At 72.7% G+C, this 16353-nt stretch carries 9 protein-coding genes; 7 read left to right on the forward strand and 2 right to left on the reverse strand.

Annotated elements, in window-relative coordinates; all coding sequences use genetic code 11:
- Positions 1 to 19: 19 nt before the first annotated feature.
- Positions 20 to 2323 (reverse strand): LuxR C-terminal-related transcriptional regulator, encoded by a 2304-nt coding sequence (locus tag AS97_RS41645; RefSeq protein WP_247204660.1) that lies wholly within the window; start codon positions 2321 to 2323, stop codon positions 20 to 22.
- Between the two features lie 377 nt (positions 2324 to 2700).
- Here AS97_RS41645 and AS97_RS48050 point away from each other — a divergent pair, with 377 nt between their 5' ends.
- From AS97_RS48050 to AS97_RS41670, 6 genes are all read left to right on the forward strand, one after another.
- Complete coding sequence (locus AS97_RS48050) at positions 2701 to 2895, forward strand: DUF5999 family protein (protein ID WP_079059219.1); 195 nt, start codon at positions 2701 to 2703, stop codon at positions 2893 to 2895.
- A complete protein-coding gene (locus AS97_RS41650; protein WP_210566721.1) occupies positions 2892 to 3386 on the forward strand; it encodes an ATP-binding protein in 495 nt (164 codons plus the stop codon). Before AS97_RS48050 ends, AS97_RS41650 begins: the two co-directional genes overlap by 4 nt.
- A gap of 235 nt (positions 3387 to 3621) precedes the next feature.
- A complete protein-coding gene (locus AS97_RS41655) occupies positions 3622 to 6522 on the forward strand; it encodes an AAA family ATPase (protein ID WP_125758448.1) in 2901 nt (966 codons plus the stop codon).
- A gap of 57 nt (positions 6523 to 6579) precedes the next feature.
- Positions 6580 to 9336, forward strand: coding sequence for a LuxR family transcriptional regulator (locus tag AS97_RS41660; RefSeq protein WP_086707080.1), 2757 nt, complete (start codon positions 6580 to 6582; stop codon positions 9334 to 9336).
- Positions 9326 to 12133, forward strand: a complete 2808-nt coding sequence (locus AS97_RS41665; protein WP_125758450.1) for a LuxR family transcriptional regulator — start codon at positions 9326 to 9328, stop codon at positions 12131 to 12133. Before AS97_RS41660 ends, AS97_RS41665 begins: the two co-directional genes overlap by 11 nt.
- Before the next feature lie 332 nt (positions 12134 to 12465).
- Positions 12466 to 13071: a LuxR C-terminal-related transcriptional regulator gene (locus AS97_RS41670; RefSeq protein WP_185929893.1), complete on the forward strand. Its 606-nt coding sequence runs from the start codon at positions 12466 to 12468 to the stop codon at positions 13069 to 13071.
- A 73-nt stretch (positions 13072 to 13144) separates the two neighbouring features.
- On the opposite strand, the gene AS97_RS41675 is transcribed toward AS97_RS41670, so the two are convergent.
- On the reverse strand, positions 13145 to 14830 hold the full coding sequence (locus AS97_RS41675) for a PucR family transcriptional regulator (RefSeq protein ID WP_086707076.1): 1686 nt from the start codon (positions 14828 to 14830) through the stop codon (positions 13145 to 13147).
- A gap of 202 nt (positions 14831 to 15032) precedes the next feature.
- Between AS97_RS41675 and AS97_RS41680 the strand changes: the two genes are divergently transcribed.
- Positions 15033 to 16292: an aminotransferase class III-fold pyridoxal phosphate-dependent enzyme gene (locus tag AS97_RS41680; RefSeq protein ID WP_086707074.1), complete on the forward strand. Its 1260-nt coding sequence runs from the start codon at positions 15033 to 15035 to the stop codon at positions 16290 to 16292.
- Positions 16293 to 16353 lie beyond the last annotated feature (61 nt).

The raw sequence follows: 16353 nt of genomic DNA on the forward strand, positions 1-16353 counted from the left end.
TGAGAATGCCGGGCCGGCCTCAGACCGTATCCTCCGGCGGGTGTTCGCCATCGGCCCCCGCGGTGCGGTGCTGTTCCGCTACCCAGACCGCCACCTGCGCACGCGAGCTGAAACCCAGCTTGCTCAAAATGTGCTCAATATGGCCCTCGGCCGTGCGCTGGGCGATGACCAGGGACGAGGCGATCTCCTTGTTGCTGAGCCCCTGCGCGACCAGTTGCGCGATTTCGGACTCCCGGGGGGTCAGCGGCGACGGCCGCCCGCCCACCGCCGTCTCCTCGCTGGGCAGTTCGTCCTCGATCGCGTACACCAGCGCCTCGGCGTAGGACAGCCGGGCGCCGAGCCTGAACGCCGCGTTGAAGGCCGGTTTGCCCAGCGCCCGCCGCACCGTGGCCTCGCACTCCTCGTGGTAGTGGACCAGATGCCCGTAGCCGGAGTGGGCGGCGCCGATGGCGTGCCAGATGGTCCGCAGGGCGCCCAGCAGCCTGGCCGCCCGCGTGTGGTCCCGGTCGGTGGCCGCGATCCAGGCCAGCACCTCCAGATTGACCGCGACGCCCAGCGGATCGTCCAGCGAGCGGTTGAACGTGAGGCTGTCCTTCTCCAGGGCGGCCGCCCTGGCCGTGTCGCCCTGGCGCCATACGTCCATGCCGAGCGCCATCATCGTGTAGGCCCGGTGCCAACCCTCGCCGTACGCGTCGCACACCGCCAGCGACTCCTCGCCCAGGGCGATCGCGCGCGGTGAGTCGCCGATGAAGGAGTGGGCGAGCGAGAGCCGGATGAGCGCCAGGGCCAGCCCCACCGGATCGCCGGTCGCGCGATGGCGGGTCACGGCCTCCTCGTAGAGCGCGATCGCGGATCGGGTCTCGCTTCGGTACATGGCGACCATGCCGGAGTAGAGCGCGGTGTAGGCGAGCACGGGGTCCAGGCCCAGCCGGGTCCCGATGGACCGGCTCTCCTCGAGCATGGCCGCGGCGCTGTCGGTGTCCGACTGGATGACGGCCAGCCAGCTGTCGGTCCACAGGGCCCGCGCCCGTGCCCCGGTGGGTTCGGTGCACAGTGCCAGGGCCTGGTCCAGCCAGCGGCGGCCCTCGCCGAGGTAATAGCTGGTGATCCAGTGGTAGAGCAGATCGGCCGCCATCTCCAGACCGTGTTCGGTCTGCCCGGGCTCGGCCAGGCACCCCTCCAGGGCGGTGCGCAGATTGGCGTGCTCCAGCTGGAGCCGGGCGAACCACTGCACCTGGGCCGGTCCGAAGAGCGCCGCCCGCGCGTCCGCGGCGAGCCCGCGGTAGTAGTCGCGATGGCGGCCCAGCCGTACGGCCTCCTCCCCGGCGGCCGCCAGCCGCTCACGGCCGTAGCTGCGCAGGGTGTCCAGCATCCGGTAACGCACCGCCGTCCGGTGCTCCTCCCTGAGCAGCACCGACTTGTCCACCAGCTCGGTCACCAGGTCCAGCATCTCCTCGCGGTCGATGCCCTCGCCCGAGCAGACCGCCTCGGCCGCGTCCAGGTCCAGGCTTCCGGCGAACACCGAGACCCGCGCCCACAGCAGCCGCTCCCGCTCGGTGCACAGCTCATAGCTCCAGTCGATCAGCGCGCGCAGCGTCTGATGGCGGGGGAGGACCGTCCGGGAGCCCGTGGTCAGCAGCCGGAACCGGTCGTCGAGCCGGTCCAGCAGCTGTTGGACGGACAGCGCGCGCAGCCGTACGACCGCGATCTCGATCCCCAGCGGGATGCCGTCGAGCCGCCGGCAGATCAGCTCGACGGCCTCCCGGTTGTCCTCGGTGAGCTCGAATCCGGGCACGATGGCCGCCGCCCGCTCGGTGAACAGCCGTATCGCGTCGCACCGCGCGAGCGTGGCGAGGGCGGGCCGTGGCCCCTCGGGGTCCGGCAGCCCCAGGGTGGGGACGGCCAGGCTCTGCTCACCGGCCGTGCCCAGCGCCTGACGGCTGGTGGCCAGCAGCCGCAGCCGGGGCGCCGCGCGCAGCAGACGATCGGCGAGCCGGGCGCACTCCTCCAGGAGGTGCTCGCAGTTGTCGAGGACGATCAGCGCCTCCCGGTCCCGCAGATGGTCGACGAGGACGTCAAGAGCCGGGCGGGGGGAGTGGTCCCGTATCTCCAGTGCTTCGGTGACGCCCTGGGCGAGCAGCGCGGGATTGTTCAGCTCGGCGAGTTCGGCCAGCCAGACGCCGTCCGGGAAGGCCCGGCGCGCCTCGTCCGCGACCCGCAGCGCCAGCCGGGTCTTGCCCACTCCGCCGACGCCGGTGAGGGTGACCAGGCGGGACGCGGACAGCATCTCCTTGACCTCGGCCGCCTCATGCCGACGTCCCACAAAACTCGTCACCTCGGCCGGCAGCCTCACTGCCTGCCGTCCGGTCGGGGTGCTCGTCGCCACCGCACCCATCGATGCCTCGCCCCGGGCTCGGGCGGACGGGCCGATGCCCGTACGGACCCGAAGCCCTCTATTCCAGCCTATGCCCGGGCCGGGAGCCACCGCACGCACTTCGGGCGGGCGGTCCGCCTGCCGGGGCGGTGTTTCACCGAGGGTGAGCGGGAGGCAGCCATCCGTGACCTCCCCGGGGGCCGGGGGCGGGTTCGGGTACCGATGCGGGGAGATCTCCCCTCGTCGCGCACCACCCCGCCGACCCACCATGGTGACCTCGGAAACGAGTTCCGCCAGTCCATGACGGAAGATCGAAGGTTCGGACCATGTGCCTCCATCAACCTCCCTGTCCGTCGGCCGACGCATCGGATCATGATTCGGCGCGTCTGGTGGCCAGCCACCCCGAGCAGGGGTGGAGCCTGCTCTGCAACGGAGTGGTGATCTTCGCGGACACGGGTGAACTCCTTCCCGACGGGCGTGCCATCCCCGCCCCCCGGATCAGCCCCGACCAGTCGTCATGAATGCGACCGCCGTCACCCCCTCGCGCCGCGCCCTGGTGAGCACCGAGCGCCGGCCCGAGGCCGCCCGGCCTCCCGCCAGTGGCGGGATGTCGTGGCTGCTGCCCTCCGAGCCCTTGTCGGTGCCCAGGGCCCGGCGGCTGACCATCGCCCAGCTCGGCGTATGGTCGCTGCACGACTTTTCCGACGACGCCGAGCTGCTCGTCAGCGAGCTGGTGACCAATGCCCTGCGGCACGCCGGTGGACCGATCCGCCTGACGTTCTCCCTGTGCTCCGTCGACCGCGCCTTCCGGTGCGAGGTGGCGGACGAGGACCCCGGGCAGCCCCGGGTGCGCCGGACGTGCGGCGATGACGAAGGCGGCCGCGGACTCCACCTGCTGGACCTGCTCTCCCGCTGCTGGGGCTCCACCTGCACGGAGGCGGGCAAGGTCGTCTGGTTCGAACTCCACCCACCTGCCCTCGCGCTGGAAGCCGCCCTGGAGAAGGGCACATGACCCCGTGAACGTGAGCCGACGAAAGGAGACGCCATAGACGACTTCATGCCTCGTACCCACACAGTGATACCGAAGCGCCCGGGGACGGAATGGCGATCGCCCTCACCACGCCTTCCGTCTCCGGGCCTCACTGATCGATATTGATCGCCATGACAGCGGTCCTGTAACCTCCTGATCGCGGCAGTAGCACACTTTTCCGGAAAGTTGTTCGCTTTTTGTGGCCCGAGGAGGCTGTGTGGTGGACCGGAAAAACGATTCCGGTTTACCCGGCACGCTGGTCGGGCGCGCTGCCGAACTCGCGGCGCTGACCGCCCACGCGGAGGCCGCCCACAACGGCCGTTCCGGTCTGGTGGTCCTGTCGGGCCCGGCCGGAATCGGCAAGACCAGTCTGCTGCGCGCGTTCCTCGACAGCGAAGTCTGCCGGAAGATGACCGTTCTGCACGGCACCTGCGGTGAGGTGGTGGCCGGCGCCGGCTACAGCGGAGTGCGCGCCCTCTTCGGGGGACTCGGCCTCTCGGCCGAGGACGCCCAGGATTCCCCGCTGCTGCGCGGCAGCGCCCGCCGCGCCCTTCCCGCGCTCAGCCCCCACCCGGGCGAGGAGGGGCCGTCCACGGTCGCCTCCGTCTACCCGGTGCTGCACGGCCTGTACTGGCTCGCTGCCAACCTGATGGCCCAGGGCCCGCTCATGCTCGTCCTGGACGATGTGCACTGGTGCGACGAGCGGTCCCTGCGCTGGATCGACTTCCTGCTGCGCCGGGCCGACGAGCTGCCGCTGCTGGTGGTGCTCGCCCAGCGCACCGAGGAGGAACCGGTCGCCCCCGCGACCCTGGCGGACATCCTCGCCCAGCCCCGCTCCTCGGTGATCCGCCTGGCCCCGCTGACCGACCTCGAAGTGGCCGAAATGGCCCGCCAGGTCTTCGCGGCCCCCGTCGCGCACGCCTTCGCCGGGCGCGCCGCCGCCGTCTGCGGCGGCAATCCGCTGACCGTCACCCGGCTGCTGCGCGAGCTGCGGACCAAGGGCGTCTCACCCGACGAGAGCGGCCTGCGTGAGATCGCCGAGGTCGGGAGTTACGTGGTCGCCCTGTCCGTGCGCGCCCTCTTCGACGCCCGGCCCGGCTGGGTCCGGGACGTGGCCACCGCCATCGCGGTGCTCGGCGAGGAGGACGTGGAGCACATCGGCGCGCTGGCCGGGGTGCCCGCGGCCCGGGTCGCGGAGGCCGTGGAACTGCTGCGCGGGGCCGAGGTGATGGCACCGGACCGGGCGGACCTGGCCCATGACGTGGTGCGCTCCGCGGTGCTGGAGGCCGCCGGGGAGGAGCCGCTGGCCGAGCTGCGCGCCCGGGCGGCCCTGCTGCTGAGCGATGCCGGACGGCCCGCCGAGGAGGTCGCCAACCAGGTGCTGCTGGTGCCCGGCACCCCTCAGCCGTGGATGGGCTGGGTGCTGCGGGAGGCCGCCGTCCAGGCCGAGCACCGCGGCGCCCCGGAAGCCGCCGCCCGCTATCTCTACCGCGTCCTGGAGGCGGAGCCGGACAGCCTGTCGGCCCATGTCCCGCTCGCCAAGGCGCTCGCGGAGATCAATCCCGCCGAGGCCATCCGCCTGCTCAGGCGCGCGCTCACGCTGGCGGCCGACGTCCGTACCAAGGCGCCCATCGCCGTGCAGTTCGGCCTCACCTGCCTCACCGTCCAGCAGTCGCCGACCGCCGTCCGGGTGCTCAGCGAGGTGCTCGACCAGCTCGAGGCGGAGCTGGGGCCCGACCCCGATCCGCGCGACCGTGAGCTGCGCACCCTCGTCCAATCGGCGCTGCTGATCAGCGGATCCGACGAGAAGGCCACGATCCACACGGTCCGGGAGCGCTTCGCGCGGATTCCCGAACCCTCCGGGGACACCCCCGCCCAGCGGCAGTTGCTCGCCATGATGACGGTCCTGTCCGCGATGGAGGGCCGCTCGGTGCGGCGTACCGTGGAACAGGCCCGCCGCGCACTGGACTCCTCGGACCGGCTCGACAACTGGTCGCTGCTCTTCTCCGCGTTCACCCTCGGCCTGGCCGACGAGGTCGAGGGGGCGATGGAGGCGCTGGACCGCGCGCTGCGCCAGGGCCAGGACAACGCCGCTGTGTGGTCGTATGTGATCACCCTGTCCTACCGCGCCATGCTGCTGCATGGCTTCGGCGCGATCCCCGACGCGCTCGCCGACGCCCAGACCGCCGTCGAGATCATCGGCGAGGAGCGCTGGAGCGGCAATGTGACCATGCCCCAGACCGCGCTGGCGACGATCCTGATCGACCGGGGCGAACCGGAGCGGGCCGAGGAGCTGCTGGCCGCCGTCACCCGGCCGAACCTGGACGGGTTCGTCATGGAGTACCACTGGTATCTCATGGCCCGCGCCCGGGCCCGCTGGGCGCTCGGCGACAGTGCCACCGCGCTGCGGCTGCTGCTCGACTGCGGTGCCTCCCTGGAGGATTCCGGTTTCGCCAACCCGGCGTTCCTGCCCTGGTGGACCGAGGCGGCCTGTGTGCTCGCGGCGGAGAAGCGGGCGGACGAGGCGCGGGACCTGATCGAGCACGGCGCCGAGCTGGCCCGCCGCTGGAGCACCCCGCGCGCCTTCGGACTCGCCGCCCTCGCCCGCGGGGTGACCACCCCCGGCGAGCAGGGCATCGCGTATCTCACCGAGGCGGTCGAGCACCTCTCCGGGTCGCCCGCCCGCGCCGAGCACGCCCGGGCCGAGTTCCTGCTCGGCGGGGCGCTGCTGGACATCGGGCGCCCGCGCGACGCCCGGGAGCGGCTGCGCTCGGCCGTCGACCTCGCCCAGGGCTGCGGCGCGCTCGCGCTCGCCAAGGACGCCCGTAACCGGCTGGTCGCCGCGGGCGGCCGGATGCGCGAGATCACCGCCTCACCGGTCGACCTGCTCACCGGCACCGAGCGCAAAGTGGCCCAAATGGCCTCGCGCGGGGCGGGCAACCGCGAGATCGCCGAGTCGCTGTTCGTCACCGTACGCACCGTCGAGACCCATCTCACCAGCGTCTACCGGAAGCTGAGCGTCGGTCAGCGCGGTGAGCTGGCTTCGGTGCTGAACAGCCCGAGCCTTCCCGACCCGCAGGCACCGGCGTGGGTCTTCGCCTCCCGCGGCCGGCGCTGACGTGCACGCGGGAGCGGGCGCCACGTCCGCACCCCGCCCCAGGCATATAGTCACACCATGCAGCTCAACGGGCTCCCGTTCCCCGGCCGTGAACGAGAGCAGGCCATGCTTGCCCGGACCGTCGCCGATCTCGGCAGGGGCCGTTCCTCGGTGGTGACGCTGATCGGCAGGCCCGGCTATGGACAGAGCCGCCTGCTGAACCTCGCCGCCCGGCTGGCCGAGGACCAGGGCTACCGCGTTCTGCGCGCCCAGGCGACGCCGGGCGAGCGCGAGGTGCGCTACGGCGTGGTGGCACAGCTGCTGGCCCCGATGGACGGACTCACCGACGGCTCGCTGAAGGCCCTGACCGGACGGGGACCCCAGAGCCGCTTACCGGGCCTCATCGAGTTGCTACGGACCGCGCGTGGACAGCCCACGCTGCTGGTGGTCGACGATGTGGAATGGCTGGACCCGGCCTCGCTGCGCTGGTTCGGGGCGCTCATCCGGCGCCTGCCCGACGCCCGGATCGCCCTGCTGATGAGCGGCACCGGCCGGCTCTGCCCCGGCGTCTGCCCCCTCTCCACCGCGCCGCACCAAGTGACCACCCTCGAAGTCGAGTTGGCCCCGCTCGCTCCGCGCGATGTGGCCGCCACGGTGGCGCTGATCTGCGACCGCCCCGGCGAGACCGACTTCACCTCGGCCGCTCTGGAGGCGAGCGCGGGCAATCCCGAAGTGCTGTCCGAAGCGCTGAGGCGCTTCATCAGACGCGGATACGCACCGGTGGCCGGGCGGGTGCCGGAACTGTACTCGATCGCCGAGGCCGTCAGCGGTGAATACGCCGTCCGTGCACTCGGAGCGCTGTCCGACACGGCCGTCGCCGTCGTCCGTGCCCTCGCCGTCTGCGGCGATCTGCTGGACCTGTCCCTGCTGTACGCGCTCGCGGACCCCCGCGCCGCCGGCGAGCCCGGACTGCCCGAGGCACTCCAGGAAAGCGGGCTCGCCACCGCCACCGACACCGGGCTCCGGCTGAGCCGGCCCGAGGCGCGGAGCTGGATCCTCGCCGAGATGCCCGGGGACGAGCGGGCCGAACTGCACGCCCGCGCCGCCGAGTTGGCCTACCGGGCGGCCGTACCCGACGAGGACATCGCCCGGCTGCTGCTCGCCGCCCGCCCGGTCGACGAGCCCTGGGTGATCCCCGTACTGCGCCGCACCTGCGCCGACGCACTGCGCGGGGGCCGGACCGCCCAGGCGATCGCCTGTCTGTCGCGGGCGCTGGAGGAGCCGCTGGACCCGGCGTCGCGTGCCCAGTTGGGCCTGGAACTGGCCGCCATCGAAGTGCTGGCCGTCCCCGAGGCCGCGGGCCGCCGGCTGGCGGAGATCATCCGCACTGGCGACGGCGGGCCCGGCCGGATCCGGGTACGCGCCGCCGACCTGGGGCTCTCCCGCGGTGACGACAAGGCTCTGCGCCGCGCGATCGCCGATGTGCTGCCCTTTACCGACGGCGAGGAACGGGGGGCCCTGGCCGGGCTGTTCTGGCTCACCGAGTCCGTCGGGCAGGAGGACACCGATCTGGTCCCGGACGGCATCCCACCGCTGCCCGCCGACCCCACCTGCCCGGTACAGGCCGCGGCGCTCGCCTGGCGCCTGGCGCTGCGTGGCGAGGACCTGCCCACCGCCCGGGCGCTGGCCCAGCGGGTCTTCACCGTGAACGGCACGGCGGGGGCCCTGATCCTGCCCCGGCTCACCGCCGCCCGGACCCTGCTGCTGACCGACGACCTGGACGAGGCCGAGGTCCGGCTGGACGTGCTCCACACCGATCTGCGCAGGCGGCACGCCCGCGCGGCCGCCGCCCAGGCCCTGGCCGTCCGCGGCGAGCTGAACCTGCGGCGCGGCCGGCTCGACATGGCCGAACGGGACGTGGCCGCCGCGGAGCGGTCACTGCCGCGCTCCCTCTGGCATCGCCGCACCGTCCCGTATCTGATGGCCATCCGGATCCTCATCGCCCTGGAGAACGGCGATGTCGGCCAGGCCGGTGTGCTCGCGGGCGCGTCCGCGCCCGCCGAGTCGCGGGAGGGCTCCTCCTGGGGCTATCTGCTCTTCGCCAGGGCGCTGGTGGCCGTCAAGGACGACCGGCTGCCCGAGGCGCTGGAGCTGTTCCGGTCCACCGGCAGATGGGAGCTGGGCCGCGGGCGGATCAACCCCGCGCTGATGCCATGGCGTTCGATGGCCGCCCGGGTCCACGACGCCCTGGGCGACCACGAGGAGGCACGGCGGCTCACCGATGAGGAGCTGGCGCTGGCCCGGTTATGGGGCGCCCCCAACACGATCGGCTGGGCTCAGCTGGGCGCCGGACGGGTGGCCCGCGAGGGGCAGGTCGACCGTCTCCGCGAGGCGGCGGCCACCCTGCGCGGCACCCCGGCCCGGCTCGCCTACGCCGGATCCCTGATGGAGCTGGCCACGGCCGAGCTCGACGCGGGGAACCCGCAGGCCGCGGCCCCCCTGGTGGCCGAGTTGTTCAGCTTCGTCATCGCCCACCGGTCCTCCAGCCGGCTGGTCGCACGCGTGCGCGCGCTGTCCGAGCGGGCCGGGCCGTCCGCCGTTCGCGGACGCGTTCCGCACCCGGCGTGGGCGAGTCTGACCGAACCCGAGCAGCGCACCGCGGCCCTTGTCGGACTCGGCCATGGCAACCGGGAGATAGCGGAAACCCTCTCTGTCACCAGACGCACCGTGGAGCTGAGGCTCAGCGGCGCGTACCGGAAGCTGGGGATCAGCGGCCGAGCAGAGCTGATCGCGTTGCTGCGGGCGGCAGAGGGAGACGGAACGGATGTTGCTTGAGCGGGAGGACGAACTGGCACAGGTCGCGGAGGCCCTGCGGGCCGCGGCGGCGGGCGACTCGTCGCTGGTGTTGCTCACCGGCCCGATGGGCATCGGCCGGACCGCGCTGCTGCAGCAGTTGCCGATGCTCGCCGACGGCGCGGAGATCCGCGTCCTGCGCGCCAACGCCGCGCCGGTGGAGCAGGACTTCACCCTCGGCGTGGTCCGCCAGCTCTTCGACAGCCTGCTGACCGGTGCCCCCGGGGAACTCCACGAGTTCCGGCTGGGGGAAGAGGGCGACCTCTACCGGACGGTCTTCTCCGACGACGTCACGCCGCGTGACGACGGCGGAACCCTCACCATGCCCGAGGAGGCGCTGTACTGCCTGCGCTCGGCGCTGGCCGCCGTCAGCGCCGACAGTCCGCTGCTCATCCTGGTGGACGATCTGCAGTGGGCCGACGCACCGTCGCTGCGCTGGCTCGCCTTCCTCGTCAAGCGGTTGCACGGGCTGCGCGCCGTGGTCGTCTGCGGACTGCGGGACGGCTACCGGCGTCCCGGCGACCCTCTGCTGCGGGAGGTGGTCGACGCGGCGCGGCGGGTGCTGCGCCCCGCGCCGCTGTCGCTGGGCGCCACCAAGGAAGTGATTCACGAGCAGTTCGGCGTGCCGGGGGACGAGGAGTTCGCCCGCGCCTGCCATGAGACCTCCGCGGGCAATCCGCTGTTCCTGAAGTCGGTACTGGCGGACCTGGCCGCGGGCGGCCTGCGGCCCACCGCCGGGCAGGTCGAGGCGGTCCGCTCACTGCGCCCCGCCCTGCTGCGCGAGCGGCTGGCCGGCTCCCTGCGCGTCCAGCCGCGGCCGGCGCGGGATCTGGCCGCGGCCATCGCGGTCCTCGGCGGCCAGGCGGAACCGGACCTGCTGGCCCGGCTGGCCGGGCTGGACCCGATCGGCTTCCTGGCCACGCTGCGCGACCTCCACGAGGTGGGGCTGCTCGCCGCCGAGCAGGAGCCGCGCTTCCTCCACCGGGTGGTGCAGGACGCGGTCGAGTCCTCGATGACCGTGGCGGAACGGGAGCGGCTGCACGACGCCGCCGCGGCCCTGCTCTACCACAACGGACGCCCCGCCGAGCTGGTCGCGGCCCAGCTCATGGCCGTCACCAACTCGGGTCATCCTTGGGCGGTGGAGGTGCTGCGGGCCGCGGCGGACACCGCGCTGCGCCGCGGAGCGCCGCGGACCGCCGCCCGCTATCTGCGCCGCGCCCTTCTGGACGGCTCGCTGGCGGGGGAGGGCCGGGCCCGGCTGCTGATCGATCTGGCCACCGCGGAGCGCGGCTTCGACCCGGCCGCCTGCGAGCGCCATATCTCCCAGGCGATACCCCTGCTGACCACGCCCCGGCTCCGGGCCGCCGCCGCCCTGCGGATCTCGCCGACCATCGTGGGCCTGGGCCCCCCGTCGGCCATCGATCTGCTGCACCAGGTCGCCGAGGATCTGGGGCCCGCCACCTCGCTGGAGGGCACGGCGCGCGATGTGGCGCTGCGGCTCGAGGCGCGGCTGCGGCACGCCGGGCACGAGGATCCGGCGGAGCTGGCCGCCGCGGTGGAGCGCCTGTCCGCGCTGGGGGAGGAGCCGGCGCTGATCACCGCCGCCGAGCGTGAGCTGACGGCGGTGCTGCTCAACTCGGCGGTGCTCACCGCCCGATGGTCGGCGGCCGAGGTCTCCCGGCTGGCGAACCGCATCCTGGAGCGCGAACCGGCCACCTCAGAACAGGTCCACACCCCGCTGCCGCTGGTGGTGATCGGGCTGGTCGCCGCCGATTCGGTACGGGGGATCAGCTCCTGGCTCGCGATGGAACAGCAGACGCGGCGGCAGGGCGGCACGGTCGCCGACGCGCTCGTCAACGTCCAGCAGGCCATGGTGCTCAGCGCCCGGGGGCGCGTCTCCCAGGCGCGTGAGTACGCCGAGCGCGCCGTGCGGCTGGCCGAGGTGCACTGGCAGGAGGCCGGGGTCGTCTCCACTCTCGCCCTCACCCGCGTCGCCCTGGACCTTCAGGACCCCGTACTGATCGAGCGGATTCTGGACGGGCCCGGGCGGCGCCGCTCCTCGAGCCTGGCCCTGACCGCCACGCTGCAGTTCGCCAAGGCGGCGCAGGACGCCGGGAACGGACGCTGGACCAGCGCCCTGGAAACCCTCCTGGCCTGCGGTCGGCAGCTGGAGGCTTCGGGCTGGCGCAACCCCGTGCTCTTCGCGTGGCGGCCCTGGGCGGCCGAACTCCACCGGCGCGTCGGCGACCCCGGCGCGGCCGGGGCGCTGGCCGAGGAGGAGCTGCTGCGGGCGAAGGAGTGGGGCGCCCCGGTGGCGCTCGGCCGCGCGCTGCGGGTGAAGGCCCGGCTGATCGGCGGTGACCAGGGGGTACGGCTGCTGCGTGAATCGGTCGATGTGCTGCGCGCCTCGGCCGATGGACTGGAACTCGCCCGCACGCTCCTGCTGCTGGGCCGGCAGCTGAGATCGGGCGGCGAGGCGGCGGCGGTACTCCAGGAGGCCGGGGCGCTGGCCGCGGCGTGCGGGGTCCCCTGGCTGGTCGAGCGGATCCGCGCCGCGGACGGCAGTGGTGCGTCGGCCGCCCCGCCGGAGGCGGCCCTCACCCGTACCGAGCGCACCGTGGTCTCCCTCGTGGGACGCGGCCTCACCAACCAGGAGGCCGCCGCCGAGCTGGGGGTGACCTCCCGCGCCGTCGAGAAGCACCTGACGAGTTCCTATCGCAAACTGGGCGTGTCCGGACGCCGCGAGCTCATCGAGCTGCTGCCTCGCATGGATTCGTGAACGTAGCGTTAACGGCGATAATTGGCAGGTGTTTGACGAGGATTCGTGAACCGACCGTACCGGCCCACCGAAGGGGTGGGGTTCGGACCGAACCTTCGGAGCACCCCACCACGGGATTGGGCGGCGACACCCCTGTTGACGTTGACTTCCGTGCTCGTAGATCCCTAGTCTCAATTCTGAAATGAACATTTGGAATTGAATATCTGGTACTCGATTCCGAATTCTGAGAATTAGGAAGGGATGGCAGTCCCTTGGCATTGCCTTTACTTACCGATTTGGCTCGGCCAACCCCCCACGAGCTTGGACACGAGCAGACCGAGTACACGGATCTATTGCGCCAGTTCGACCAGCCAGGGGCCTGTGTCGTCTGTCTTGACCCGTCGCTCGCCGTCCAGCAGGCGAACCGGGAGTTCTTCCGGCAGTTCGACGACGCCTCCACGGACGTGTGCGGCCGTGACTTCAGTGACCTTCTGCACCCCAGTGTGCGGCAGGCGGTGAAGCGGCAGTTCAGCCGGCTCCTCGACGGCTCCCGTCACCGGTTCACCACTCATGTGGTGGCCATCGGGGCCGAGGGGGCCGCCTTCACCAGCGGGCTCACGGCGGTCGCCGTGCGCGAGGGCTCCGCCCATGTGGCCTCGATCCTGGTGGTGCTGCGGCCCACGGCGGGCGGCGAGGAGGTCGACATCGTCACCGACCGTAAGAAGCTCCTGACCGAGACCGAGGCACGCATTCTGGAGGGCATCGCCGCCGGGCTCTCCACGATCCCGCTGGCCTCCCGGCTGTACCTCAGCCGGCAGGGTGTCGAGTACCACGTGACACGGCTGCTGCGGAAGCTGCGGGTGCCCAACCGGGCCGCCCTCGTCTCCCGCGCCTATTCCATAGGCGTCCTCAATGTGGGCTGCTGGCCGCCAAAGGTCGTCGACGACTTCGTCAAATGACGCGCGCCCCGCGGGTGCAGACAAACGCGCCACGGCCGGCCCTGACCCGGGTCGACCGTGGCGCGTCGCCGCGTCAGGACGGGGCCGGGCCCCGGGACAGCCGCAACAGACGGAAGGCGGTGAGCGCCACATGGAGTTGGGTGCGCTGCTCACCCGACTCCAGATCGCAGCCGAGCACCCGCTCTATCGAGTGCAGCCGCTGGTAGAACGCCTGGCGGGACAGGTTCGCGCGCTTGGCGGCCACCGTCTTGTTGCCCGCCGCGTCCAGGAAGGTGTGCAGCACCGGCAGCAGATCGGTGCCGTGCCGCTCGTCGTAGTCCACCAGCCGTCCCAACTGCCGCTCCACGAACTCCTGGAGCCGCACATCGCCGCGCAGCGCGTACAGCAACTGCCGCAGCCCGATGTCGGACAGCTCGTGGAACGCCTTGTCCGGCGTCCCCGGAACGGCGGCGTCCGCGACCCGCGCCGCCTGCTGGAACGACCGGGCGGTCTGCGCCAGCTCCGACACCTCCGAGCCGACGCTGATCACGGCATCCGGACGGGATTCGCGCACCGACCGGCTCAGCCGCTCCACCAGCGGCCGCCAGGGCGTGGCGGCGGGCAGGGCCAGCAGAACCCCTATGTGGTCACCGGGCACCGCGCCGACCAGCACGGCGGCCCCGGCCGCCCCCAGCTCGTCGGTCAGCCGGTCCTCCAGCTCGGTGGTCTCCCCGGCGCCGGGGCCGGGGCTGACCAGCACCACCATCAGCCTCCGGCCCGCGACCGGCACGCCCAGCGCCTCGGCCCGGGCCCGGGCCTCCCCCATCGAGCGGCAGCGCTGCTCCACCAGGTCCAGCAGCAGCGTGCGCTGGGCCCGCCGCTCCCAGCGGGTGTGATGGGTGAGCCGGGCGATGGTCAGGGCCGTGGCGGTGCGCTCCAGGACCATCGCGTCCTCGGGGCCGACCGCCGAGTGCCCGGACCCGTCCGGGAGCATCAGCAGTCGCCCCCACCGCTCGCCCCGGTACTCCACCGCGGTCACCAGCCAGTCCTCCGGGCCGCTCAGCCCGGTCCGGTCGGGCGAGGGCGTGGCGCGGGAGCGCCGCTCCCAGCCGGTCAGCGCCCCCTCCACCCCGCGCCCCGGCGAACCGCAGATCACGGCCTGGTGCACCAGGTTCTCCAGCACCACGGGATGCCCGCTCATCTCGGCCGCCATGTCCACCACCTCCTCGGGCCCGGCGCCCCGCAGGGTCAGCGCGGTGAAGGTGTCATGGACGTCCTGGGCCCGGCGCAGGCTCTCCACCTGGCTGCCGACGATCAGGGAGTGGAGCACCTGGGTGACCTCCACGAAGTTCACGGTCCGGGAGAGCAGGACGAGCGGGAAGTCCCGCGCCAGACAGGCCCGTACCAGCTCCGACGGCGGCCGGTGGTAGCGCCGCACCAGCTCGATGACCAGCCCGGCGGCGCCGATGTCCGCGAGTTCGTCGACATACCGGCGGACCAGCGCCGGGTCCTCGGGCAGCGGCATCCCGGTGGTCAGCACCAGCTCCCCGCCCTTGAGGAAGGACGCCGGGTCGAGCAGTTCGGTGACATGCACCCAGCGGACCGGCCGGGACAGCTGCCCATGGCCGGATACCACCTCCGGCACCCCGGCGGCCAGCACCGGAAGCCGCAGCACGTCCGCGAGGCTGAGCGGGGAGCGCCCCGGGACCCGCGGGGGCCCGGCGGGACGGGACGGCGGCCCTCCGGCGGCGTCGTACGCGGTGCCGCCGGAGCCGTTCATGCCGCTCACTCTGGCAAGCCCCCGCGCCGAGCGCAACCATGACCCCGCCCGGAGTCTTGACAAGACCTGTGTGGGAGCTCGTTGACAGATCGTCCATACCGATCACCACCCCGCGACACAGTGATCATTGTCCTGACCGGGTTCGCCCCCTCACCCTCGAAGTGTCCGAGCGCATCGCCGACCTGTGCGTGTGGGAGAGAACATGACCAATCTGTCGCCGCAGCTCCGTCAGGCCACTCCGGTGGTCGCCGTCCGAGGAGAGGGCGCCTATATCGACGGCGAGGACGGGCGGCGATACCTCGACTTCACCGCGGGCATCGGCGTCACCAGCACCGGGCACTGCCATCCGCGGGTCGTCGCCGCCGCGCAGGAGCAGGTGGGCACGCTCATCCACGGCCAGTACACGACCGTCATGCACCCACCGCTGCGACGGCTGGTCGAGAAGCTGGGCGAGGTGCTTCCCAGCGGCCTCGACAGTCTGTTCTTCTCCAACTCCGGCAGCGAGGCCGTCGAATCGGCCCTGCGCCTCGCCCGCCAGGCCACCGGCCGGCCCAACGTCCTGGTCTGCCACGGCGGATTCCACGGCCGCACGGTGGCCGCCGCCTCCATGACCACCTCCGGCACCCGTTTCCGCTCCGGCTTCTCGCCCCTGATGAGCGGCGTCGTGGTGACTCCGTTCCCCACGGCCTACCGGTACGGCTGGGACGAGGAGACCGCGACCCGGTTCGCCCTGCGGGAGCTGGACTACGTCCTGCAGACCATCTCCCCGCCCGACGACACCGCCGCGATCATCGTCGAACCGGTGCTCGGCGAGGGCGGCTACGTACCCGCCACCGAGGGCTTCCTGCAGGGCCTGCGGGAGCGGGCCGACCGTCATGGCTTCCTGCTGATCCTGGACGAGGTGCAGACCGGGGTGGGCCGCACCGGACGGTTCTGGGGCCATGACCACTTCGGCATCCGCCCCGACATCCTGGTCACCGCCAAGGGACTGGCCAGCGGCTTCCCGCTGTCCGGCATCGCCGCCTCCGAGGAGCTGATGAGCAAGGCATGGCCCGGCTCCCAGGGCGGCACCTACGGCGCCAACGCCGTGGCCTGCGCGGCCGCCGCCGCCACCCTGGACGTGGTCCGCGAGGAGAACCTGGTGGCCAACGCCGAGGCCATGGGGGCGCGGCTGCGCAGCGGTCTGGAGGAGGTGGCCGCCAAGACCCCGGCCATCGGCGATGTGCGCGGCCTCGGCCTCATGCTGGCCAGCGAGTTCGTCACCGAGGACGGGGAGCCGGACCCGGCGACCGCGGCCCGGGTACAGCGCGCCGCCGTGGACGAGGGACTGTTGCTGCTCCTGTGCGGGGCCTGGAACCATGTGGTCCGGATGATCCCCGCCCTCGTCGTCGACGAAGCGGCGATCGACGAGGGTCTGCGCGCCTGGTCCGCCGCCGTCAGCGCCGGAACAGCGGACTCCTGACGCGCACCGCACATCGCCCAACGGGAGCCCGATCCGCCCGCCGGTCCGAACCCCTCGGACC

The sequence above is a fragment of the Streptomyces sp. AgN23 genome (assembly GCF_001598115.1).
GTDB classification, from domain to species: Bacteria; Actinomycetota; Actinomycetes; order Streptomycetales; family Streptomycetaceae; genus Streptomyces; species Streptomyces antimycoticus.

Bases quoted from the DNA above. Each gene is read 5' to 3' on its own strand.
- AS97_RS41660 (WP_086707080.1), top strand. From the start codon at position 6,580: ATGCAGCTCAACGGGCTCCCGTTCCCCGGCCGTGAACGAGAGCAGGCC.
- AS97_RS41650 (WP_210566721.1), top strand. From the start codon at position 2,892: ATGAATGCGACCGCCGTCACCCCCTCGCGCCGCGCCCTGGTGAGCACC.
- AS97_RS48050 (WP_079059219.1), top strand. From the start codon at position 2,701: ATGTGCCTCCATCAACCTCCCTGTCCGTCGGCCGACGCATCGGATCAT.
- AS97_RS41665 (WP_125758450.1), top strand. From the start codon at position 9,326: ATGTTGCTTGAGCGGGAGGACGAACTGGCACAGGTCGCGGAGGCCCTG.
- AS97_RS41680 (WP_086707074.1), top strand. From the start codon at position 15,033: ATGACCAATCTGTCGCCGCAGCTCCGTCAGGCCACTCCGGTGGTCGCC.
- AS97_RS41675 (WP_086707076.1), bottom strand. From the start codon at position 14,830: ATGAACGGCTCCGGCGGCACCGCGTACGACGCCGCCGGAGGGCCGCCG.